This window comes from Micromonospora sp. NPDC047738 (assembly GCF_040642675.1).
Classification (GTDB): Bacteria; Actinomycetota; Actinomycetes; order Mycobacteriales; family Micromonosporaceae; genus Micromonospora.
This window is the reverse complement of record NZ_JBEYSO010000032.1, coordinates 26,559-47,159: the sequence shown is the minus strand read 5'-3', so window position 1 is coordinate 47,159 and position 20,601 is coordinate 26,559. Positions and strand designations below refer to the sequence as shown.

Here is a 20,601-nt window from a genome sequence, read left to right as displayed (position 1 = left end):
GGACAGACCGCTTCATAGGGTCGCAGGAAAGTCATCGAACATGATTCCTGTCCGTTCCGGAGGTAGTCACGTGAATTTCTCCATCGAAGACCCGCCCGTCGGAAAGCGAGCGTCGTCCGGGACGCTCCCCCGGATCGTCGACGTCGACGCGTTGCGCGCCGTGGCGCTGCTCCTCATCCTGATCGTCAACATCGCCTTCTTCGCCTCCGGCTATTCCTTCCAGCTCGTTCCGGATCCCGCGCACGACTCGTGGGGTGACCAGGCGGTCCGATGGCTAGTCGAGCTGCTCCTCACGATGAAGGCGTACCTGCTCTTCTCCTTTCTGTTCGGCTACAGCTTCACGCTCCAGCTCGATTCCGCCGCGCGGCGCGGCATCGACCTCGCCCCACGGTTCCTGCGACGGCTGGCCGGGCTCCTCGTGTTCGGCATCCTGCACGCGGTACTGCTGTTCCAGGGCGACATCCTGACCACGTACGCATTGCTCGGTCTGGTCCTGCTCGCCATGCGGGGAGTCAGCGTCAGGACCGCGGTGCGCGCCGCCGTACTGCTGACCGGCGGGATCGGCTTCGTCCTCGCGCTCGCCGCCACGGGCGGGACCCAGCTGGTCACTGATCCGGCGACCGCACTCGCGGCGGGGCAGCGGTCCACCGAGGCACTACAGGGCGGGATCGGCTCGGTGATCACCGAGCACGTACGCCAGCTGCCGACGATGTTCGGCACGCTCCTCGTGCAGGGGCCGCTCGCCCTCTCGGCCTTCCTCTTCGGTTACGCGGCCGGGCGGCGCCGGCTACTCACCGACGTCGTCGGGAACCGGCAGCTCCTGCGCCGGGTGCAGCAGCTGGGCTATCCGGTCGGCCTGGCCGGTGCGGTGATCTTCGCATCGGGCGGGGGTACCGCCAACCTGACCGGGCTGACGGCGGGCGTGCTCACCGCGCCGCTGCTCGCCGCTGCGTACGCCGCCACCCTGCTCCAGTTCTTCCAGACCGACCGGGGGCGGCGGGTCGTCGCCGTACTCGCGCCGGCCGGACGGATGTCCCTGTCGAACTACCTGGGTCAGTCGGTGCTCTGCGTGCTGGTCTTCACCGGTGTCGGACTGGGCCTCGCCGGTGCCGTCGCACCCCCGGTCGTCGTACTCATCGCGGTCGCGATCTACTGTGTGCAGCTCGCCGCCAGCGCGGCGTGGATGGCCCGGTTCCGGTACGGACCGTTGGAGTGGCTGTTGCGGGCCTGGACCGAGCAGCGGTGGCCACGGCTGCGGGCCTCGGACCCGGCATGACGGGTTCCGGTGGGGCGGATTGCCGCCGGGCCGCACCCAACCGGGCCAGTACCGCATCGGGAAGTCCGCAGCCCACTCGGCAATCTCGGTGGCCGTGCTCTGCCCGGCGGCCACGGCCGCGGCCGCGATCGCCAGCAGGCCCGGTAGCGGATGGATCCGTCCCTGTGGGTCTCGCGGCGCCCGCGCCAACGCCCGCAACAGGCCCGGCGCCTCCCGTTCCACCTGATCCGACACGCCACCCAAGCGTGCGGACAACTCATCGATCAACGGTGATGCTTCCACGAGCGCGGTCCTTCGCCCTGATCATTCAGCCTAGACACCTGGCCGCGCTCTTCCCCGTAACCCCCGGAACCGGCTCGGACGACGGCCGCCACTCTCGCCTGATCAGCCCGTAGACCCACGAGTCAGAGACCTCGCCGTTCACGACGCAGTCTTCGCGCAACGTCCCTTCACGCACGAACCCGAGCTTCTCCAGCACACGGGCAGATGCCACGTTGCGTGTATCGGTTTCAGCCTGAACGCGATTCAGGTCCAGCGTCTCGAATGCCCACCGCAGCAAAGCGCGCGCGGCCTCCGTCGCGTAGCCGTGGCCCCACGCTGCATCGTCGAAGCAGTAGCCCAGCGATGCGCTGCGGTAGTCCGGATTCCACCGGGTCAGACTGCACCAGCCGATGAACGCCCCGTCGGAGACACGATCCACGGCCAGCCGCGCCCCGGTGCCCCCCTCTGCCATCTGCCGGCAAGCCGTGATGAACCGCTCGGCGCGCACACGTTCGCTCCACGGTGGCGCGTCCCAGTAGCGCAGCACGTAGGCGCTGCTGTGCAGCGCGAAGAGGTCGTTCGCATCCGCGTCGTCGAAGGGACGCAGTCGAAGGCGAGGGGTGTGCAGCGTGGGAGTGGGCAGCGACACGGGCGTCATGGTTCCTCCTGTGATTGATGCCCGATCAACCAGACATCTGGTGCCGGCCACACGCAATGGGTTTTCTCGGCGGGGCGGGCGGAACGACGTGCTCGCTCTTCGGCAGTTCAGGGTGCCCGCTCGACCCAGTGGTCAGTTACGGACCGTGACCTCCTTTGATCGATCAGGACGCCGGAGCAGCTCCGGATGCCTGGTCTTGGAGCACGTCGGCTCAGTCCTACCGACAAGTCCCTCGCGAGTCTCGTCGCGGCGACATCCGACCGGCACAGGACCGACTTGGTACGGTCTGGCGGTGCAGTGGGCGGCCTTCTGGCGCATCGTCGAAGGTGCCCGGGCAGATGGGGGCAGTGACACCGAACGCGTCGCCCAGGTGCTCCTCCGTCGCCTTCGCGCCTTGGCGCCGAACGAGATTGAACAGTTTGAGGAGCTCTGGTTCCAGGCACAGGACGAGCTCTACCGCTGGCCAATCCATGACGCCGCGACACTGCTGCTGGGCCCCTTCGACGATGATGACTTCCTCGCCGTCCAGGACTGGATCGTGTCGCACGGGCGGCACACCATGCAGCGTGTCCTGGACGACCCTGACAGCCTTGTCGAGTTGGCGCCCGACCGGCACAACGCTCGGATCGACTGGTTCTGCGGCCTCCCGATCGAGGCGCACATCGCTGCAACCGGGGCGCCCTTCGCAATCGATGGGCCCTCCGGACCCGACGCGCCCGGCGGCACTCCGGCCGACCTCACCGACGAGAGCCGCACGAGGCAGCAGTTCCCCAGACTCACGGCCTACCTCGACAACAATCCGTGGATCGAGCGCCCGTGGGAACACGCAGCCAGCTGATCACCGCACTCCTCTGCGGCAGGTGCGGATGTCTGATTGTGATTGGTTGACCGGGTCGGGCGGGCTTCGCTCGAGGTGTTCTCAGCGGTGCGCGAAGGTCCGTAGGCGGGCCCTAAACTTGCGGGTCGTGACGACACCCCTCAGTCCGGTCGAGGTGGCCTTCGCGCTGTTGCGGGAGGGCCGGATGGGCGACGCGGAGAACCTCATGACGCGCGAGCTGCAGACCGCCACGGACAAACACGGTCACGGCAGCCCGGAATGGGCGTCGGCCCAGTGCGACCTCGGCAATGTGCTGCTCAACGCCGATCAACGCGACCGCGCGATCGAGTGCTACCGCCGCGCCGTTTCCGCGACGCCGCGGGATCACGAGTCCCGCAAGGACCAGTTGACCTACCGACTCAATCTGGGCCTGGCGCTGCGCATGGCCGGACGACTCGACGAGGCCGAGACGGAGTTACGCCAGGGTGTTCAGGAGCGGCTCGCCTTCTACGGTCGCGAGCATGCCGGGTACGCGTTCGGCCTCGAACCGCTGGCGGACCTGCTGCGGCAGCGCGGTGACGTGACGGGTGCCCGGCAGGTCTTCGAGGAGGCGGTGGCCAACCTGTGGCGCAACGGGCACGAGCGGGTGGCCTCCGCGTTGGCGCTGCGAGCAGCGATTGTGCACGCCGGTGGCACCCGCGAGCCGCTGTTCGTGGGCCTGCACCAACTGCCGGACGAGGTCGTCGAGCAGGTCGGGCGAGTCGTCACCCAGATGCTGGACCACGGCGATCCGGCATCCAAGCCCCTGCTCACCTCCCTGGTTACCGCATTGGAGGAGCGGCTCGGCATTGACCACCAGGCGACGCTGAACGCCTTGTCCGCGCTGGCGAACCTCGGCCGTGATCTCGGTGACCAGGCGGGGCGGGTTGATGCGATCGAGCGCGTGCTCGCTTCGTACGACCGCCAGGGCCGGCAGGAGGAGGCGCTGATGGCAGCGCTCGGCTTGGCGATGGCCCAGGACGAAGCCGGCGATGCCGAGGCGGCGCTGCGCACGTACGCGTCGGCGTACGCGAGGGCGGAGCGCATCGGTCGCCCGGAGCTGCGGAGTCAGGTGCTGCGCAACTGGGGTCTCGCGTTGAAGGAGGCCGGCCAGGTGGGCCCGGCGGAGCAACGGCTGACCGAGGCAGTGAACCAGGCGCGCCGGGGCGCAGACCATGACACGGTCGGGCGGGCCTGCATCGCCCTCGGTCTGTTCCTTCAGCATGAGGCACGGCTGTCGGAGGCCCGCACGGTCCTTGAGGAGGGCCTGACCGTCATGGATCCCGTACACCCGGACGCGATCATCGGCCGCAGCCACCTCGGTGCGGTCCTGGATGGCCGCACCTGCGGGTGCGGCGACATGGCGGGCACGATCGCCGACGCGTTCCGCGAGTTCGTCATCACCAGACTTCCCGCTGACCTGCTCGACCGCCTCGATGTGACGATCGTCGAGGGCGACTTCAAGATCGACGTCGGTCTGCGGCGAGAACCGACCGAGTCTGAGCTCGAGCGGCTCAACGACGTCTTCCAGACCGCTCACGCGGAATTCCGCCGCCGGATCAGCGAGCCCCGCTACGCCGGCTGACCGCCGACTTTGTCACTGGCCGTGACGCCCGATCGGCCAGATCCGTGCAACTTCTTGTGTGGTTGCTGCGTCAGCTGCGATTGCTGTCTTGCTCGGCGGTTTCGCTCGTCGTGGTGCCGTATGCGGGCTGCAGGCCGTTGGCGGCCGGTCAGGTCGGCGTGGATCGGAGGGCGTCCGCGACCGGGCGCCGGGTGGCGGCCAGGGCGGGGATGGCGGTGAGTGCGGCGACGGCGAGCAGGACCGTGAGTGCCACGGCGAGCATCCAGGAGGCGGGGGCGTACTGCTGGTCGCCTGGACTGGCGACCAGATACAGCCCGATGCCGGCCGGGAGCCCGAGGGCGACGCCGGGTATCGCGGGAAGAAGCTGCGCTACCGCCATGCCCGCGGTTACCTGTGCGGGTGTGGCGCCGAGCGTGCGGGCGACGGCCAGGGGGTGGCGGGCGTCGAGGACCGCGGTCCAGGTGCTCACGATGGCGTTGATGAGGGCGAGGACGCACAGCACCACGATGACGAGGAACATGGCCTCGAGGGTTCGCGTGCTCTGGGGGTTGGCCAGCTTGGATTCGCCGAGCTTGACCCGCGGGTCCTGCGCCAGGCCCATGAGCAAGGCGGCGAGCCCGGTCGTGGTGATCAGGGTGTTCACCATGACGAGGCGGGCGCGGCGGGGGCGGCGGGCGTTGATGCGTACCCCGATCAGCAGGGCGGTGGGCATTCGGCGGGACAGCCAGACGCGCCACCCGCGGCGGCGCGGTGGTGTGGCGGCGTCGGCCAGCGCGTGGACGGTGTCGGTGGTGGCGGCGCGTAGCACGGGTGCCAGCGTCGCCGCGGCGGCGATGGCGAGGGCGAGGACGGTGGCGGCGAGCACGGTGCGTAGCGCGGGCGGGTGGGTGCTGGTGGAGCCGAGGAGTCCGGCGCCGGGGTTGGTCAGTTCGGGTGCGGCGAGCCAGCCGGCGGTCAGGCCGGCGCCGGCGGCGGCGAGCCCGATGACGAGGTATTCGGCGAGGTGGACGGCGGCGATCATGGCTGGTCCGGCGCCGACGGCCTTGAGTAGTCCTACCCGGCGGCGTTCATCGACGACGCGGCCGGCGACGATGTTGGCGACGCTGGCCACCGCGAGGGCGGTGAGCAGCCAGCTGCCGACCAGCAGGGCCAGGCGTGCCTGTTTGACGAGCTTGCCGTCCGTGTCGGCGATCCCTGTCCAGCTGGTGTATTCGATCCCGCCTTCGCGCTTGTGGGTGAATGAGGTGCTGGCCCGCGGGTCCGCGTATCTCAGGTTCAGGGTGTATGACAGCGGCCGCGTGCCGGCCAGCGCGCCGATCTGGCTACTGTCGGCCCAGACCAGGCCGGCGCTTTCGGTCAGGGGGCTGCCCGCATCGATGCGCCAGTCGGCGCGCGGGTAGACGGCTCTGGCGGCGGTGACCGCGGTCCCGACCACCCGCAGGGGGTGGCCGTTGATGTCGACGGTGTCGCCGATGTGCACGCCGAGGGCGTTGGCGAAGGTGGGCTCGATGACCACGCCGCCGGGGCGTACCCAGGTGCCGGCGGTCACCGCGGGCCGGTCGAGCGCCGCTGGGGAGTTGTCCCGGCCCTGGACGACCGCGGGCACGGTCGTGCCGTGTGCGGTCAGCGTCAGATAGGCGATCGGGTACGGTCCGCTGTGTGCGGTGACACCGGGCGCGGTGGCCAGCGGTGCGAGGGCGGCCAGAGCCTCCGGGCCCGTCGCTCCCGGCATCGCCACCACGTCGGGGCCCGCGGTGGCGGCCCGGGTCCGCTCGTACGGCTGGGCGAGAGCATTGTCCAGGGCGAGGCCGAGGGTCAGCGTGCCGGTCGCGGCGCTGATGGCGAGCAGCAGCAGTACGGTCTCGGTGCGCCGCCGGCGCAGGTCCCGCAGCAGCAGCCGGCACACGAGTAGCAGACGCCCGGCCATGTCAGCGCCGCCCGCCGTAGACCGTGCCCGTGCCGGAGGTGGTGGTGCCGGTGAGGCGGTTGTCGTCGGCGAACGACCCGTCCCGCATGGAGATCACCCGGTCGGCGACTGCGGCGATGCGCGCGTCGTGGGTGACCACCACCAGAGTCTGGCCCGCGAGACGCAGCTCCTCGAACAGCCGCAGCACCTCCACGGTGGCGGCGCTGTCCAGGTTCCCGGTGGGCTCGTCGGCCAACACGACCAGCGGCTCGTTGCTCAACGCGCGGGCGATCGCGACCCGCTGCCGCTGCCCGCCGGACAATGCCGAGGGCAGGTGCCTGGCGCGGTCGGCGAGCCCGACCCGGTCCAACAGATGCAGGGCACGTTGCCGGGCCCGGCGGGGAGACTGCCCGGCCAGCAACGCGGCCAGCTCGACGTTCTCGACGGCGGTGAGCTCGTCCATGAGGTGGAACGACTGGAAGACGTAGCCGATGTGATGCCGCCGCAGCCGGGCCAAGCCGCGCTCGCTCATGGTGTCGATCCGGTGCTCGGCCAGCCAGATCTCGCCGTCTGTAGGGCGTTGCAGCCCGCCGAGCAGGTGCAACAGGGTCGACTTGCCGCAGCCGCTGGGACCCATGATCGCCAGAGTCTGCCCCGCGGGCACCTCCAGGTCGATCTCGTCGACCGCGCGCACCAGGGCGCTCCCCCAGCCGTACCGCCTGCTTACCCCTCGTGCCTTCAGCAGCGCCGATGTCATGCTGCACCACCGGGCATGGCCTCGCGGCCCTCGCTTCGCTCGGTGCGCTCGCTCACGGGTTCGCCGTCCCTGCGGTCCGGTCGCGTTCGGTCCACATGCGTTCGCACGCCTCCAGCCACTCCAGGTCGGCCCGCAGCCGCAGCACGACCCCTTCCAACAACAGCCCGACGACCGGATCCACCGACCGCTCCAACGCAGCCCGCTGGGCATCCCGCAGCCGACGCAGCACCTCACGCCGCTGCGCGTCGACCAGAGCCACCGGATCGGCCAGCCGGGCGGCAGCGGCGGCCACCAGCTTGAGGTGGAACTCGGTGAGGTCGGGCCTCGGCCAGCTCACCTCGGTCAGCCAGGCGGCGACCCGCTGCTGCCCGGCCGGGGTCAACGCGTAGACCCGGCGGTCGGGCCGGTCCGGCAATCCCTCGGCGTGCTGCGAGGTCACCAGCCCCGCCTTGGCCAGCCGGGCCAGCGTCACGTAGATCTGCCCGGCGTTCATCGCCTCGCCGAGCGGGCCGAGCGCGCCACGCAAACGGCTGCGCAGGTCGTACCCGTACGCCGGCTCCTTCGCCAGCATGGCCAGCACCACGTCCTGCACCCAACACACCCTCCGTAGATCGACAATAGATAACCGCTAGCCATAGCAATGTCAAGTCGAAGGGTGCAGCAGACAGAGTCTGCTGCCTACTGGGTGGCGTTCAGCGCGGATGAGGTAGAGCGAGGTCTGGGGTTGGCCGGCTCCATGCCCGCCCCGCGTCGTCCGCCCTGGCCAGGCCTACCGTCCATACGGGTCTGTCACGGCTCCTCAAGAGATGCTCAAGTCCGGTTCGCGTGACCGCTCAACGGCATTGAGCGCGCATACGCTCGCCTCCAGTCCAGCCGGCCCGCGTATCCGACCCAGCCGGCTCGTGCGTCTTGGACCCGGTGGAGGTTGCGGTCACGGATCAGTCCAGTCGGTGGGCGACGTCGAAGCCCGAAAGCCGTCTGGGCGCCGAGCGAGCATGAGTCGTTCTAGCCGGAAGGGACAACGCCAAGATGGCCCGTACAACTGGTGCGCCATCAGCGCCACGACGGTGCAGGGTGGAATCCATCCGGCGTCCACCACTTCAGCCAGGCGGATTGGGGGACGTGGTGGTGTCGAGATCTCCCGGCTCACCTGGTTCGACTGCCGCAGACGCCGTCCGAGTGACTCCCGTGCACCTGGCGCTGTCGGAAGGTGTTGCGGTGCTGGCGGGGCTCGTCGGTGAACTGCCAGTCGCCGCGGCGAACGCGCAATCGCTGAACGCGAAGCTCGATGCCGCGAGCGCGCAGTTATCCGAGACAACGTGATGCGGGACCGAATCAGCTTCGTGCGTTCATCAACCAGTTGACGGCGTTCGAGCGGGCCGGAAGCCTCTCCACCGAGCAGGCGCGGCCCGGTGTCGAATACGCAGAGCCGGTGATCCGCAGCGCTGAACAGCAGGCCGGCCAGTGACACCGAACCAAACGTTCATCAATGAAGGGAAGGACATGACTCACTCTCGAAGAGCCCTCGGCTGCGTCCTGCTGGCAGGTCTGCTGGTGGGCACAAGCCCCGGCTCGATGGCAATCGCCGATACGGGCAGCATGGATCGATCGCTAGGCATCCAATCCACCGTGTCCCTGCCGTCGCAGGCGCAGGGCAACCCGCCGCCGTGGTCGGGTAAGGCGTTCCGTCAGGGCGTCGTGGCGGTGGCCAACCCCTACGCCGCCGAAGCCGGCGCGCAGATCCTCGAAGACGGTGGCAACGCGGTGGACGCCGCGGTGGCGATCGCCTACGCGCTGAACGTGGTGGAGCCGCAATCGGCCGGCATCGGCGGCGGCGGCTTCATGATGATCCACCAGGCGGAGACCGGCGAGACGGTCGCCATCGACTCCCGCGAGCGCGCGCCGGCCGGTGCGACACCCGACATGTTCGTGGGCGTGCCGAACCCTTCGCTGCAGGGCGTGGCCGTCGGCGTGCCGGGAATGGTGCGCGGCACCGAAATGGCGCTGGAGCGCTACGGCAACCTGTCGCTCGCTCGCACCCTGCAGCCGGCCATCAAGCTCGCCGACGGCGGCTTCGCCGCCACCCCGCGCTATTCGGAAGCCAGCTGCAGCAGCCGCGCGCGAAACTCGCCGGAGACCGAAGCGTACTTCTGCCCAGGCGGCGCACCCCCGGCGGTCGGCTCGCTGGTGCAGAACAAGCCCCTTGCCGAAACCTTCCGCCTGATCGCCACCAACGGCGGCGACTGCTTCTACCTGTACATGCCGGAGAAGGGCTGCGACATCGCCAAGGGCATCGTCGAGGGCCAGAAGTTCAACCGGCCGCAAGCGCCCAACGGCAAGGGCGGCAGCATGACCTTCGCCGACCTGGAGAACTACCAGGCGACGCTGCGCACACCCGTGGAGAGCACGTATCGCGGCTACAAGATCCGGGCGATGTCGTCACCGTCGTCAGGCGGCTTGACCGTGACCCAGATGCTGAAGATGCTCGAGCGCCTTCCGATCGGGGATGAAAGCCAGGGCTTCGGCTTCGGCTCCACGAAGACCGTGAACGTGATGGCCGATGCGATGCGGCTCGCGTTCGCCGACCGGTCGGTATGGATGGGCGACAGCGACTTCGTGCCGGAGCCGAACCGGGGGCTGCTGCACCCGAACTACGTCGCGCTCCGCGGGGCCGCGATCGTGCCGGGCGCGCGGATCACGCCGAACCCGTCGCCGGGAGACCCGCGTCCGTTCGAGAACCCGGACGTAGAAGCCGGCACGTTGATCCCGACGGCCGAACCGGTCACCGGGCCCGGCGAGACGACCACGCACTTCTCAGTGATCGACAAGTGGGGCAACCTGGTGTCCTACACCAATACGATCGAGTCGGGGCACGGCATCGGCGTGTTCGCCGGCTACCGGGACACCGGTGCCTCGTTCCGCAACTTCGGATTCCTGCTCAACAACGAGCTGACCGACTTCAACCTGACACCGACAGTCAACCCCTACACTGGTGGGCCCGGGTTCAACGACGTGCAGCCGGGCAAGCGCCCACGCAGCAGCATGACGCCGACCCTGATCCTCACGCCCGACGGCAAGCCGCTGGTTGCCTTCGGCTCGCCCGGGGGCTCCACGATCATCAACTCGGTGTTCAACGTCGCGCTCAATCTCATCGACCACAAGATGACGATCCAGGAAGCAATCGATGCGCCTCGCGTGTCGGTGACCAGCGCGGCAAGTTCGGTCTCGCTCGAGAACGGATTCCCTCAGGACACCGTTGACGGTCTGCGCACACTCGGCTACACGGTCAGCACCGGCGCCGACATCGGTTCGGTGCAGGCAGTAGTAGTCGATCCGAAGACCGGCAAGCAGTACGGCGGCGCCGACTCCCGCCGCGAAGGCACAGTGATCGGCTTGCCAAGACCGCAGTCGTCCTGAACCAAGGCCCGGCGCGGAGCCCAAGTATGACGTGGTCTTCCAACAGATCACCTTCAGAAAGGGGCTCCGCGTCGGGCGGGGCGAAACCGCTCGAGGTCCTTGCAACAGGCCCCACGCCCCCCGGGACACGCACCAACGGACCGGAAGCTGCCCCGCGCAGCCCACCGACACCAGAGCGTGAACACGATCAGCACACCCACCACCGCCGGCCACCGCCGCGCCGACGAACCGTCGCCGCCGGCAGGCGCCACGAGGAGCCGCACTGGGCGCAGGATTCCACCTCCACGCCCACGCAACCCCACCACGGTGGAACACGATCCCGGAAACTCAATCCGACTCAGGATCGCTAAGCTGATCAGGGACGCTGGAGCCGGGAACAAAGAATTGTCGGAGCTGCCGTAGACGTAGCCGAGCAGGAAGCCCTGGTCCGAGCGCTCCAGTGGGATCGGATCATGAGGGCGTCGGCATCGCGTGCGGATGCCCTTTTGGGCTCGCCTGTGAGCGCTACATCGTCGGGCATGATGTCGTCGTGTCAGACGCGGGGACGGTCACAGCCACAGCGGAGCAACCGGTACGGCGATACGGCTGGATCGGCGTACTGGCGGCCTGGCTCGGGGTGGCGTTGGCCGAACTGGTAAACCTGCCGAACGCCTCACTGCTACTGTTCGTCATTCCCCCGTTCGAGCTCTTGGTATGGCTGACCGCCCTCGCGTTGACGGTGCGACTTACGTGCCGCGCGCCCGCTGGCGCTCCGGCGGCGCTCGCCACCGCGGTGCTGCTCGTCGTGATCTGCGCTTGGTTCACCAACTGGGGGCTGTTCCATCCCAGGTCGTACTGGGCGTCGCACCGGTGGGCGTTCAACGCGGTGGCCGACGGTGTCCGGGAGGGGCGGCTCGGAACCTCCGGCGAGTACTACGGCCAACTCCTGCCGCTGCACCTTCGGGACCTGGCCACCAACGGCCGGGCAGCGGTCGTCGGCCGTCAGGACGGCAAGCCGGTGGTGTTTCTGCCCCAGTGGCTCGGTATCCCCGACGACGCTGGCGGATACGTCTACCTCGACGCCCGGCCCCGACCGGACCTGGTCGTCGACCTCTTCGGCGAGCCCGCCCGGGTTACCGGCGGAAAGAACCTCGGCGACGGCTGGTGGTACGTCCTTCCGGGGGACTGACAACACAGCGCCGAGCGCACCGAACTCGGCATCACCCCGAAGAAGACCCGCCCCTATCGGCCCCAAACCAACGCCCCGCCCGCCTGGCTGCATCACTACAATCACCACCGGCCCCACACCGCAACATGCGGCAAACCGCCCATCACCAGGTTGACCAACGTCCCTGGGCAGATCGTGGTGGCGAGGCGGCGGAGCGGGTCAGCCGGTTGCGGAGTCGCCATTCGGGATCGGTGCCTCGGCCGCGACGTCCTCGTTGGGTGAGGGTGGTTCGGTCGCGGACCTCGGTAACGGCCCGGTTGGCCAGTTGCACGACGTGGAAGTGGTCGACCACCAGCACCGCGTGTGGCAGCGTCTGCCGGGATCGCTGACGACCGGCGTCCCGGAAAAGTTCTTTTAGAAACCCGGGAGGCGGTGTCGGATCGGGGCGGTGGTGTTCGTAGCAGGGGTGAGGCCGCCCACGAGGGGCGGCGCCAAGGTAAGGAACCGCGATCATGAAGCTGACGACCATGACCCAGGTCACCATCGATGGAGTGATGCAGGGAAACGGCGGCGCGTCGGATGAGGACCGCAGGAACGGATTCGAGCGCGGCGGATGGGCCCTGGGCAAGGGCGACAACGAGACCCACGCGTTCATCAACCAGACCTACCAGCGCGCCGACGCGTTCCTGCTCGGCCGGCGGACCTACGAGCTGTTCGCCAGCTCGTGGGGGTCCGGGACGGAACAGGATGTCCCTGGCTGGGAGCCCGTCATGCGGGCGCTGAACACCCGGCCCAAGTACGTGGCATCGAGCACACTCGCCGATCCGGCGTGGTCGGGCACCACCGTCCTGTCCGACGACCTGGCGACCGCCATCGCAGACCTGAAGGCCAAGCCGGGAGGTGAGCTGCAGGTGCACGGCAGTGGCACCCTGATCCGGTGGCTGCTGGAGAACAATCTGGTCGACGAGATGACTCTGATTGTCGTACCCGTGGTTCTCGGCCAAGGCGCGCGGTTGTTCCCGGACGCCGGCCCGGATCTTGCGCTCGACCTGGTCGAGTCACGCGTCGACTCAAAGGGCGTAACGATCCAGGTCTACCGGCCTGCCGGGCGCCCGTCGTACGCCACGGCTTGAAGTCCCTGACCGGTACACCACACTGCCTTCACACCACAGGAGATGATCTTCAGATGCAGTACCTGATTTCCGTGATCGACGACGGCACCGGCCCGGCCACCCCGAAGGAGGACGCTGCCATCGACGCGTTCAACGACCGGCTCCAGGCCGAGGGGCACTGGGTCTTCGCCGGCGGCCTCGCCTCGCCCAACACGGCCACCGTCATCGACAACCGCGACGGGCAGGCGCTGTTCACCGACGGGCCCTTCCTGGAGTCCAAGGAGTACCTCGCCGGCTTCTGGATCATCGAGGCACCCGACCTGGACATGGCGCTCAAGCTCGCCGCTGAGGGGTCGAATGCCTGCAACCGGAAGATCGAGGTGCGGCCGTTCCTGTCCGCGTGATCGACGTCCGCGAGGCGATCAGCCGGGCCCACCACGAGGAGTGGGCCCGGGTGGTCGCCGCCCTGACCAAGCGCTTCGGTGACCTCGACATCGCCGAGGAATCGGCCGCCGAGGCGTTCGCTACCGCCGTCGAGCGATGGCCGGCCGACGGCATACCCCCCAATCCCGGCGCCTGGCTGACCACCACCGCCAACCGCAAGGCCATCGACCGGATCCGGCGCGAGAACAAGCGCGACGACAAGCAGAAGGAGGCTCAATTGGTGTACAACGACGACCCGCCCGAGCCTCTCGGCGCCATCGACGACGACCGGCTCCGGCTGATCTTCACCTGCTGTCACCCGGCGCTGGCGATGGAAGCCCGCGTGGCGTTGACGCTGCGCATGGTCGGCGGTCTGACCGTGCCCGAGATCGCCCGCGCCTTCCTGGTGGCCGAGAGTGCCATGGGGCAGCGGATCACCCGCGCGAAGGCCAAGATCAAAGCGGCTCGCATCCCCTATCGTGTGCCGTCCGCCGAGGATCTCCCAGCCCGGGTCTCCGGCGTGCTCGCCGTCCTCTACCTCGTGTTCAACGAGGGCTACCTGGCCAGCGGCCCCGACACCGATCCCCTACGTCACGACCTGACCGCCGAGGCGATCCGGCTCACCCGCCTGATCCGTGTCCTCCTGCCGGACGACGGCGAGGTGGCCGGGCTGCTGGCGCTGATGCTCCTCATCGAGGCCCGCCGCCCCGCCCGGATCTCGGCCAGCGGCGAGCTGGTCGCCCTCGACGAGCAGGACCGCGGGGCCTGGGACAAGGCGCTGATCGCCGAGGGCCACCGGCTGGTCCGCGAGCGCCTCGCCGCTGCCGCCGCCGGGGTCGCTCCGGGCAGCTACCAGATCCTCGCCGCGATCAACGCCGTACACACCTCCGCCCGCGACATGCGCGACACCGACTGGTCGCAGGTCCTCGCCCTCTACGACCAGCTCGTCCGCCTCGACCCCTCCCCGATCATCACCCTCAACCGGGCCATCGCAGTCGCCGAGCTCGACGGCCCGCAGGTGGCACTGGCGGCCGTCGACCGGCTTGAGCACAAGCTGGCCGACTACCACGCCTACCACGCCACCCGCGCCGACCTGCTGCGCCGGCTGGGCCGCAGCCAGGAGTCACGCGCGGCCTACGACAAAGCCATCGACCTGGCCGGCAACACCGCCGAGACCGCCTACCTGACGCGCCGCCGCGACCAGTTGGGGTAGCCGGGATCCCGATCGAAAGCCCGCCCAGCGGCGGCCGAACCCGGGGTGCCCTGCCGACGCATTCCGCAACCTATCGCGCCAGCGACGGGCCTCTCGCTTCGTCCGAGCCTCGAACGCCAGGTCGCGACTACACATTTCGCGACGCCGAGCGCGCGGACGACCGCCCGGGTAACGGCCATCAGATCGGCCCAATACCCGCATCAGGTCGTTCAGCTTCTGACGGTCGGCACCGCACTGTCATCGGCAGTTCAGGTTGCCGGCATGGGTGTAGCCGGCGGCCACCGCTCGTTCCAGCGCGGTAGACAGATCCGGGGCGTGGTCGGCGAGCACGGTCAGCCCGTCGTGCAAGTAGCGGTACGCGGTGGGCACCCGTTGTCCCAGGCGAGTTGGGCCAGCCGGATCCCGTCGACGAACCACCGCAGCACCAGGACACCCTGCTTGAAGACGCCCGGAGCGCGGGTCCCCCTGCGGGTGCCGAGCCGTTCGCGGTGCTCGCGCAAGAGTTGGGCGAGAGTCTCGGCGGTCTCCCGGCCGACGGCGAGTGTTGCGGTGCAGGTGATATTGGTCGACGCGTGAAGCCCCTGGGCTCCGGAACGTGATCTTCGCAGACCTGTCGGACGGGCGGCCTGGCCAATACTCTGAGCCCCGTCCGCACTATCTGGGAGAGTCATGACAAGTAGGTTCACCGAGTTGACCGTTGACTGCCACGATCCGGAGAGACTCGCGGCCTTCTGGTGCGAGGTCCTGGACTTCAAGGTGATCGACCGGAGCGAGGGCAAGGTCGAGATCGGCTCGTGGGTGCCGACCGTCGAGGATGTTCGGGCCCGTCAGATGCCGCCCACCCTGCTGTTCGTCCAGGTACCTGAGGGCAAGACGGTGAAGAACCGGCTTCACCTCGACGTCAGCCCAATCGACGGCAGCACCGAGGACGAGGTGACCAGGTTACTCGGCCTCGGCGCCACCAGGACGGATGTGGGCCAGGGCTCAGACCGAAACTGGGTGGTCATGGCAGACCCCGAGGGCAACGAGTTCGACGTCCTACGCACCCTGGCACCGCAGACTTAGGCCACGAGCGGCACCCGCACCCCGTCACACACCGCAACCGTCACGTTGCCGAGAAGACCTCAGTGCGTCGTGATGGAGCCGTCGGCTTGACCTCAAGCAAGGTTGATGTTTGAGGATCGCGCCATGTGCGATGACAAGAAGTCAGCACCTAGGGTCGCGGTGATTGGCACGGGGGCCATCGGTAGTGCGCTTGTACATCGACTGCTGGGAGGCGGGTACGACGTTACGGTGTGGAACCGTACCGAAAGTCGTGCAACCGATCTGGTGGCCGCGGGAGCGCTACCAGCGCGGTCCGTCCGGGAGGCGGTGTCATCCAGCACCCTCGTCTTCCTGACCCTCAAGGACTACGCAGCGGTAGAGCAGTGCCTCACCCAGCTCGACATGGACCTGTCCGGGCAGACGATTGTCGGAATGTACACGGGTACCGCCAACGAAGCGCGGCTGGCCGCCCAACGGGTCGCCACCCTGGGCGCGCACTACATCGACGCGGGGATTCAGGCCTCGCCCGAGATGATCGGCACCGATGCCGCAACGATCTTGTATAGCGGCTCTCGGCACGCGTTCGAGCAACACAAGACCTCCCTCGGCCTGCTGAGCAGGCCCCGCTTTGTCGGAGAAACGCCGGAGGCAGCTGCGGTCTGGGACCTTGCTCTCTTCGGGGTGTGGTACGACGCCCAACTCGGTCTGCTACGTGCCCTTGATGCAGCGCATGAGGCCGGCATCGACGTGGTGGAGTTCTCCCACACGGCGGGTACCCAGCTCGGCCACGTGGTCACTGGAATGTCCGCCGCCGTCTGGGAAATGCAACAGGCCGCCTACCCCCCAGGCCCCGCAGACCTCACCGAGCACCTTACGGTCGTCCGCCACCTCATCGAACTGCGGTCCGGCCGACGTCTCGGCGATGGCGGACTACCAGAGGTAGCGGCGAGAATCGAAGCGCTCATCGCAGACGGCCGCGGAGACGAGGGCTTAACCGCAACGGTCGGATAGCGTTCGACCAGCCGACACCCGCTCATCGGCACCTCCGCGCGTCGCCACCCGTCGGCCGGCCACACACCACGTGCGCGATCTGCGGCGCGGGTTTCGAGGTGGCCGAGCGCGACCAGGACGAGCGCTCAGTGCGCGGCGAGTTGTTCCAGGGCTTGCCGTACCTCTGTGCCAACGCGGTCCAGGTTCCATCGGGCGATCTCGGGCAGCGGATGATCCTTCCGCAGCCGGCGGACCACCTCGAGTCCGACCAGGTAGCCGCAGCGCTTGGGCAGGTCGCCGGCCAGCGGCGAGTCCCGCATGAGGAAGTATGGCGCATGCCGCGCGGGGTCGATCCCGTCGAGGTCATTCCCGATCCGCTCCAAGATCTCCGACCACCGCCACCGGCACTCGTCAAGCCATGCCCGATAACCCGGACGGCCGAACCAGAGATACTCCTCGTCCGCGCGCCCGGGTGCCGTCTCCACCGAGACCTGAGTGGCCAGCCCCTCGGTGAGCAGACAGCTCGCCAGCCCGTGCGGCGGCCAATCGCGAATCCCGGCGAGCCGGTCGTGCACCACATGCGCCACCTCGTGAAGAACGAGCAGGCGGTCGTCGTCGGCCACGCCCAGCTGCTCTACCGCGAGGAACAAGGCGTACCGACCGTCGAGGGCGTCGGCCCAGCCATTGGCCCGCTGCAACCCCACCAGCACGATGCAGTCAACCGGGCCGCCCTCCCCCGTCCAACCAAGAAGTTCCGCGACCGCCGCGACCCCGATCGGCAGGAGCGCGCGCACCGCTGCGGAGCGGGCCATGAGGTCAGTGGTGTCCTCGTGCAGCCGGCCCAGAATGGCGGCGAGGTCGTCAGGACGTGACCACTCCCCCTCCCGGTCCAGCTCTCTGAAGATCCGCGGGTGACGGTCAAGGTAGCGAGACCGCCAAAGCCCCGGCCAACGCGTACGGTCCAACGTCCCGCAGTCATCGGCGTACGCCTGAAAATCCGGCACCAGATCTCGTATTCGCAGCAGCTCGGACGACATGCGCCGATACTGCCCGCTGCCCTTCCCAACCGCCGCCCCCGCCGAACGCGGCAAGGATAGGCGCGCGGGTAACGCCGCTACGCAGCGAGCGACCCGACGGTAGGTACGGCTGGGTGATGTGCGCGCCGAGGGACGCCGCGCCTTGTCGGCGGCAGATCAGTGCGGCCCCGTCGGATGCGCCCCTTGCTGCGGACAACCATGGCCGTGAGCGCGCTGATAGCGTTGCCTCTCCACGGGGGAGAAGCGTGACATCGACGAGTTTCCGCATCGACGGAGCCCTGCAGGTGCGGCGGCTGGGGTTCGGTGCCATGCATCTGCCGACCGAGGCAGGTGCTGCTCGCGAGTCGTCAATAGCGGTGGTCCGGCGTGCCGTCGAGCTGGGCGTCACGCTGATCGACACTGCCTACCTGTATGGCGGTGGAGCTAATGAGGAACTCCTCGCCGAGGCCCTGTACCCCTATCCGGATGGGCTGCTCATCACAACCAAGGTCGGCGTCGCACGATCAGGTCCTGCGAGCGAGTGGAAACTGGACGGGCGGCCAGATGTCCTACGCGCGCAAGTCGAGCAGGCGTTGCGCCGACTGCGCGTCGAACGGATCGAGCTGCTTCAGCTGCACCGCATCGACCCGGAGACGCCACTCGCTGAGCAGCTCGGCACCCTGAAGGACCTGAGGACTGAAGGCAAGATTGGTCGGATCGGATTGTCAGAGGTCACCGTCACCGAGCTCGACCAGGCACGTCAGATCATTGATGTGGCGAGCGTGCAGAACCGATACAACGTGCTCGACCGCGAGCATGAGGCCGTCCTCAAGGCCTGCGAGTGGGCCGGCATCGCGTTTATGCCGTGGCGGCCTGTCGCGGCAGGTGCATCAGGAACGACGGCGGCAATCGCCGCGGTGGCGTCCGAGCTCGGTGCCACCTCCACCCAGATCGCGCTCGCCTGGCTCCTCAGCCATTCGCCGGTGATGCTTCCGATTCCTGGTACCGCCCGAGTGAGGCATCTCGAGGAGAACCTCGCCGCCGAGGGGCTTCGCCTGACCCCCGCCCAACGCACCGTCTTGGACGGGCTACACCAGCCGGTATAGGGCTCGTCGCACTGGCCGTCTGCTACGGTCGCCGCCATGGCTGCCGTATGGCGGATCGCGAACTATCACCGGGCCGAGGCGCCGGTGACCGAGCCGGTCACCAAGTTCGGCGGTCAGCCCGTCTGGCTTGCCGGACCGCAGTGGCCGGTCAGCCAGGGCTGGGACACCCCGATGCGGTTTGTCTGCCAGATCGCATTGGAGCCCGAGCTCGCCGGAGCCGGCCCTGGGCGGCTGGCCTACGTGTTCCTCACCCATGGCGACCACGGCAGCGAGGTGGAGGACTTCGACCCGGACGTCATCTTCCCCGACGGCGGCGAGAACGCCGTCATCATCCAGCCCGGCGGCGTCTTCGACGGGCCGACCAGCCCACTGACCAACGGCCCAACCCTCTACCACGACGATGGATCGCCAGCGGAGTACACCGTCGAACTGATCCGCGGCGAGGACTCCGAGCACCTACCGTACGACGCCTATACGGCGCTGCCACCACACGAACGGGACCACTACTTCCAGGCACTGGACCAGGACAAGATCGGCGGGACGGCACTGCTGCTCAACGAGCACGACTGGCCCAAGAGCGGGCCGTGGCGGCCCCTGCTGCGCCTCGAGACGAACTGGAAGCCGTTCCACCTCAACCTCGGTGCCGCACCGGTGGCGTTCGCGTTCATCTCCACCGACGGCCGGCACGGGTGCTTCCTCGTCCAAGACTCGTAGCCAATCCTGCCCGCACGCCAGTCGCCAGCGGCGAGCACACGGCGCCCTGCCGGCGCACGTCTCGCGGCAGATCAGGATGTCTGCGGTGGTCGGCGGTGACGGCAAGGCCCAAAGTCGGGTCGGCACCTGCACTGCTGGCATGATCGTGGCCATGTGGTTGGAGACGCGGTGACGGCTACGTCAACTCCTGCAGTGGTGCCGGCACACGGCTCGCTGGCGATCTATCCCGGTACGTTCGATCCGTTCACCCCGGGGCACCGCGACCTCGTGGCCCGCGCCCGGGTGATGTTCGACCAGGTCATCGTGTTGCTGGCCGTGAACGCCGACAAGCAACCAACCGCCGAGGCCACTGTCAGGGCCGCACGCGTGCGCGACGCCATCCCGGCAGCCTGGGGCAACGTCGAGGTGGACACCTGGACCGGCCTGACCACCGCCTACTGCCTGCGCCGCGGCGCCACGGTCATCGTCCGCGGCCTACGTACAGCCGCGGACCTTCGCCACGAGTACCAGCTCGCCGCGATGAACGAGCAACTCGGCATTCAGACCGTCTGGTTGCCGACCCGTCCGCAGCTGGCCGCCACCTCGTCCACGGTCGCACGCGCATACCGCTCCGCACAGTCGGCCCGTCCGTCCCTGAACGCTGGAGAGTGACGCCCAGGGGTACCGGAACGGTGGCAACGCCTCGAGGTGGGATGCACTCTTCTCGACAGTTCAGGATGCCCGCTCGACTCAGTGGCCAGCTATCGACCGTGACCGCTCTTGATTGGTCAGCACACACGGACTGCGGCAGTTGCGGATGACCTGGCTGTGGGAGGTGTGGCAATCAGCCGTGGCTGTCTCCCCGTGATCGGCGGAAGTAGGAGACCGTGGTCACGACGAGCAGCACTGCGCCAACGAAGAAATAGGTGTTGATCCCAAGGCCGGCCCAGAGCTCAGCCGTGGAGATGTCTTCCGCCCCCACAAAGCCGCCTCGGCGGATGCCGGTTGCCATCAGCAGGTTTTCGACCATCCCGGGAACCCCTCGCACGACGAGTAGCGCGCTGCCAAACCACAGCGGCGTGAGGAGCACCCCCCGAGGGACACGTCGTCCCCATGGCCGGACGGTGGCTACAACAACAGC

The 20,601-nt window shown here is 68.5% G+C and carries 21 protein-coding genes and 2 pseudogenes; 15 read left to right on the top strand and 8 right to left on the bottom strand.

The genetic code is table 11. From position 1 onward, the window contains the following. Positions 1-70: 70 nt before the first annotated feature. Entirely contained in the window at positions 71-1,276 is a 1,206-nt protein-coding gene (locus ABZ783_RS31635) for a DUF418 domain-containing protein (protein WP_357444763.1), read from the top strand. 307 nt (positions 1,277-1,583) lie between these two features. Here ABZ783_RS31635 and ABZ783_RS31630 read toward each other — a convergent pair whose 3' ends face one another. After that, positions 1,584-2,195 carry a GNAT family protein gene (locus tag ABZ783_RS31630; RefSeq protein ID WP_357444761.1) on the bottom strand — a complete coding sequence of 204 codons (612 nt, stop codon included), beginning with the start codon at positions 2,193-2,195 and terminating at the stop codon, positions 1,584-1,586. Positions 2,196-2,487: 292 nt separating this feature from the next. On the opposite strand from ABZ783_RS31630, the gene ABZ783_RS31625 reads away from it, so the two are divergent. Next, a complete protein-coding gene (locus ABZ783_RS31625; protein ID WP_357444759.1) occupies positions 2,488-3,033 on the top strand; it encodes a DUF4240 domain-containing protein in 546 nt (181 codons plus the stop codon). Positions 3,034-3,160: 127 nt separating this feature from the next. Then, positions 3,161-4,636, top strand: a complete 1,476-nt coding sequence (locus ABZ783_RS31620; protein ID WP_357444757.1) for a tetratricopeptide repeat protein — start codon at positions 3,161-3,163, stop codon at positions 4,634-4,636. 148 nt (positions 4,637-4,784) lie between these two features. On the opposite strand, the gene ABZ783_RS31615 is transcribed toward ABZ783_RS31620, so the two are convergent. The 3 genes from ABZ783_RS31615 to ABZ783_RS31605 all read right to left on the bottom strand — a co-directional run bounded on the left by ABZ783_RS31615 (position 4,785) and on the right by ABZ783_RS31605 (position 7,891). Continuing rightward, positions 4,785-6,563: an FtsX-like permease family protein gene (locus ABZ783_RS31615; RefSeq protein ID WP_357444754.1), complete on the bottom strand. Its 1,779-nt coding sequence runs from the start codon at positions 6,561-6,563 to the stop codon at positions 4,785-4,787. A 1-nt stretch (position 6,564) separates the two neighbouring features. Beyond that, positions 6,565-7,236, bottom strand: a complete 672-nt coding sequence (locus ABZ783_RS31610) for an ABC transporter ATP-binding protein (protein ID WP_357444751.1) — start codon at positions 7,234-7,236, stop codon at positions 6,565-6,567. Between the two features lie 115 nt (positions 7,237-7,351). Then, positions 7,352-7,891: a PadR family transcriptional regulator gene (locus tag ABZ783_RS31605; RefSeq protein ID WP_357444748.1), complete on the bottom strand. Its 540-nt coding sequence runs from the start codon at positions 7,889-7,891 to the stop codon at positions 7,352-7,354. A gap of 596 nt (positions 7,892-8,487) precedes the next feature. On the opposite strand from ABZ783_RS31605, the gene ABZ783_RS31600 reads away from it, so the two are divergent. The 4 genes and pseudogenes from ABZ783_RS31600 to ABZ783_RS31585 all read left to right on the top strand — a co-directional run. Continuing rightward, the gene (locus tag ABZ783_RS31600) at positions 8,488-8,622 is read left to right on the top strand and encodes a hypothetical protein (protein WP_357444745.1); all 135 of its coding nucleotides are present in this window, start codon (positions 8,488-8,490) and stop codon (positions 8,620-8,622) included. 141 nt (positions 8,623-8,763) lie between these two features. Next, complete coding sequence (gene ggt / locus ABZ783_RS31595) at positions 8,764-10,716, top strand: gamma-glutamyltransferase (protein WP_357444742.1); 1,953 nt, start codon at positions 8,764-8,766, stop codon at positions 10,714-10,716. 529 nt (positions 10,717-11,245) lie between these two features. After that, entirely contained in the window at positions 11,246-11,884 is a 639-nt protein-coding gene (locus ABZ783_RS31590) for a hypothetical protein (RefSeq protein WP_357444739.1), read from the top strand. Between the two features lie 24 nt (positions 11,885-11,908). Then, positions 11,909-12,055 (top strand): annotated as a pseudogene (locus ABZ783_RS31585) (IS481 family transposase); the annotation flags it as partial. Here ABZ783_RS31585 and ABZ783_RS31580 read toward each other — a convergent pair. After that, positions 12,027-12,377, bottom strand: coding sequence for a transposase (locus ABZ783_RS31580; RefSeq protein WP_357444819.1), 351 nt, complete (start codon positions 12,375-12,377; stop codon positions 12,027-12,029). The pseudogene ABZ783_RS31585 and the gene ABZ783_RS31580 sit on opposite strands and share 29 nt — an antisense overlap. Here ABZ783_RS31580 and ABZ783_RS31575 point away from each other — a divergent pair. From ABZ783_RS31575 to ABZ783_RS31565, 3 genes are read left to right on the top strand one after another with little or no spacing between them, the layout of a single operon-like run. Further along, complete coding sequence (locus tag ABZ783_RS31575) at positions 12,376-12,996, top strand: dihydrofolate reductase family protein (protein ID WP_357444736.1); 621 nt, start codon at positions 12,376-12,378, stop codon at positions 12,994-12,996. The two genes, ABZ783_RS31580 and ABZ783_RS31575, sit on opposite strands and share 2 nt — an antisense overlap. 53 nt (positions 12,997-13,049) lie before the next feature. Beyond that, positions 13,050-13,379 carry a YciI family protein gene (locus ABZ783_RS31570; RefSeq protein ID WP_357444733.1) on the top strand — a complete coding sequence of 110 codons (330 nt, stop codon included), beginning with the start codon at positions 13,050-13,052 and terminating at the stop codon, positions 13,377-13,379. Beyond that, positions 13,376-14,611 (top strand): RNA polymerase sigma factor, encoded by a 1,236-nt coding sequence (locus tag ABZ783_RS31565; protein WP_357444730.1) that lies wholly within the window; start codon positions 13,376-13,378, stop codon positions 14,609-14,611. The genes ABZ783_RS31570 and ABZ783_RS31565 overlap by 4 nt, the downstream gene beginning before the upstream one ends. Positions 14,612-14,872: 261 nt before the next feature. Here the strand turns inward: ABZ783_RS31565 and ABZ783_RS31560 are convergent. Next, a pseudogene (locus ABZ783_RS31560) lies at positions 14,873-15,111 on the bottom strand (IS5/IS1182 family transposase); the annotation flags it as partial. A 169-nt stretch (positions 15,112-15,280) separates the two neighbouring features. Here ABZ783_RS31560 and ABZ783_RS31555 point away from each other — a divergent pair. Together ABZ783_RS31555 and ABZ783_RS31550 are read left to right on the top strand one after the other, a co-directional pair. Continuing rightward, a complete protein-coding gene (locus ABZ783_RS31555) occupies positions 15,281-15,676 on the top strand; it encodes a VOC family protein (RefSeq protein WP_357444727.1) in 396 nt (131 codons plus the stop codon). Between the two features lie 105 nt (positions 15,677-15,781). Continuing rightward, the gene (locus ABZ783_RS31550; protein ID WP_357444724.1) at positions 15,782-16,666 is read left to right on the top strand and encodes an NAD(P)-binding domain-containing protein; all 885 of its coding nucleotides are present in this window, start codon (positions 15,782-15,784) and stop codon (positions 16,664-16,666) included. A 125-nt stretch (positions 16,667-16,791) separates the two neighbouring features. Here the strand turns inward: ABZ783_RS31550 and ABZ783_RS31545 are convergent, their stop codons facing one another. Further along, positions 16,792-17,682 carry a hypothetical protein gene (locus ABZ783_RS31545; protein WP_357444721.1) on the bottom strand — a complete coding sequence of 297 codons (891 nt, stop codon included), beginning with the start codon at positions 17,680-17,682 and terminating at the stop codon, positions 16,792-16,794. A 245-nt stretch (positions 17,683-17,927) separates the two neighbouring features. On the opposite strand from ABZ783_RS31545, the gene ABZ783_RS31540 reads away from it, so the two are divergent. The 3 genes from ABZ783_RS31540 to coaD all read left to right on the top strand — a co-directional run bounded on the left by ABZ783_RS31540 (position 17,928) and on the right by coaD (position 20,132). Next, entirely contained in the window at positions 17,928-18,767 is an 840-nt protein-coding gene (locus ABZ783_RS31540) for an aldo/keto reductase (protein WP_357444718.1), read from the top strand. A gap of 36 nt (positions 18,768-18,803) precedes the next feature. Next, entirely contained in the window at positions 18,804-19,481 is a 678-nt protein-coding gene (locus tag ABZ783_RS31535) for a hypothetical protein (protein WP_357444715.1), read from the top strand. A gap of 195 nt (positions 19,482-19,676) precedes the next feature. Next, a complete protein-coding gene (gene coaD / locus ABZ783_RS31530) occupies positions 19,677-20,132 on the top strand; it encodes a pantetheine-phosphate adenylyltransferase (protein WP_357444712.1) in 456 nt (151 codons plus the stop codon). 172 nt (positions 20,133-20,304) lie between these two features. Here the strand turns inward: coaD and ABZ783_RS31525 are convergent, their stop codons facing one another. Next, on the bottom strand, positions 20,305-20,490 hold the full coding sequence (locus tag ABZ783_RS31525) for a hypothetical protein (protein WP_357444710.1): 186 nt from the start codon (positions 20,488-20,490) through the stop codon (positions 20,305-20,307). Positions 20,491-20,601 lie beyond the last annotated feature (111 nt).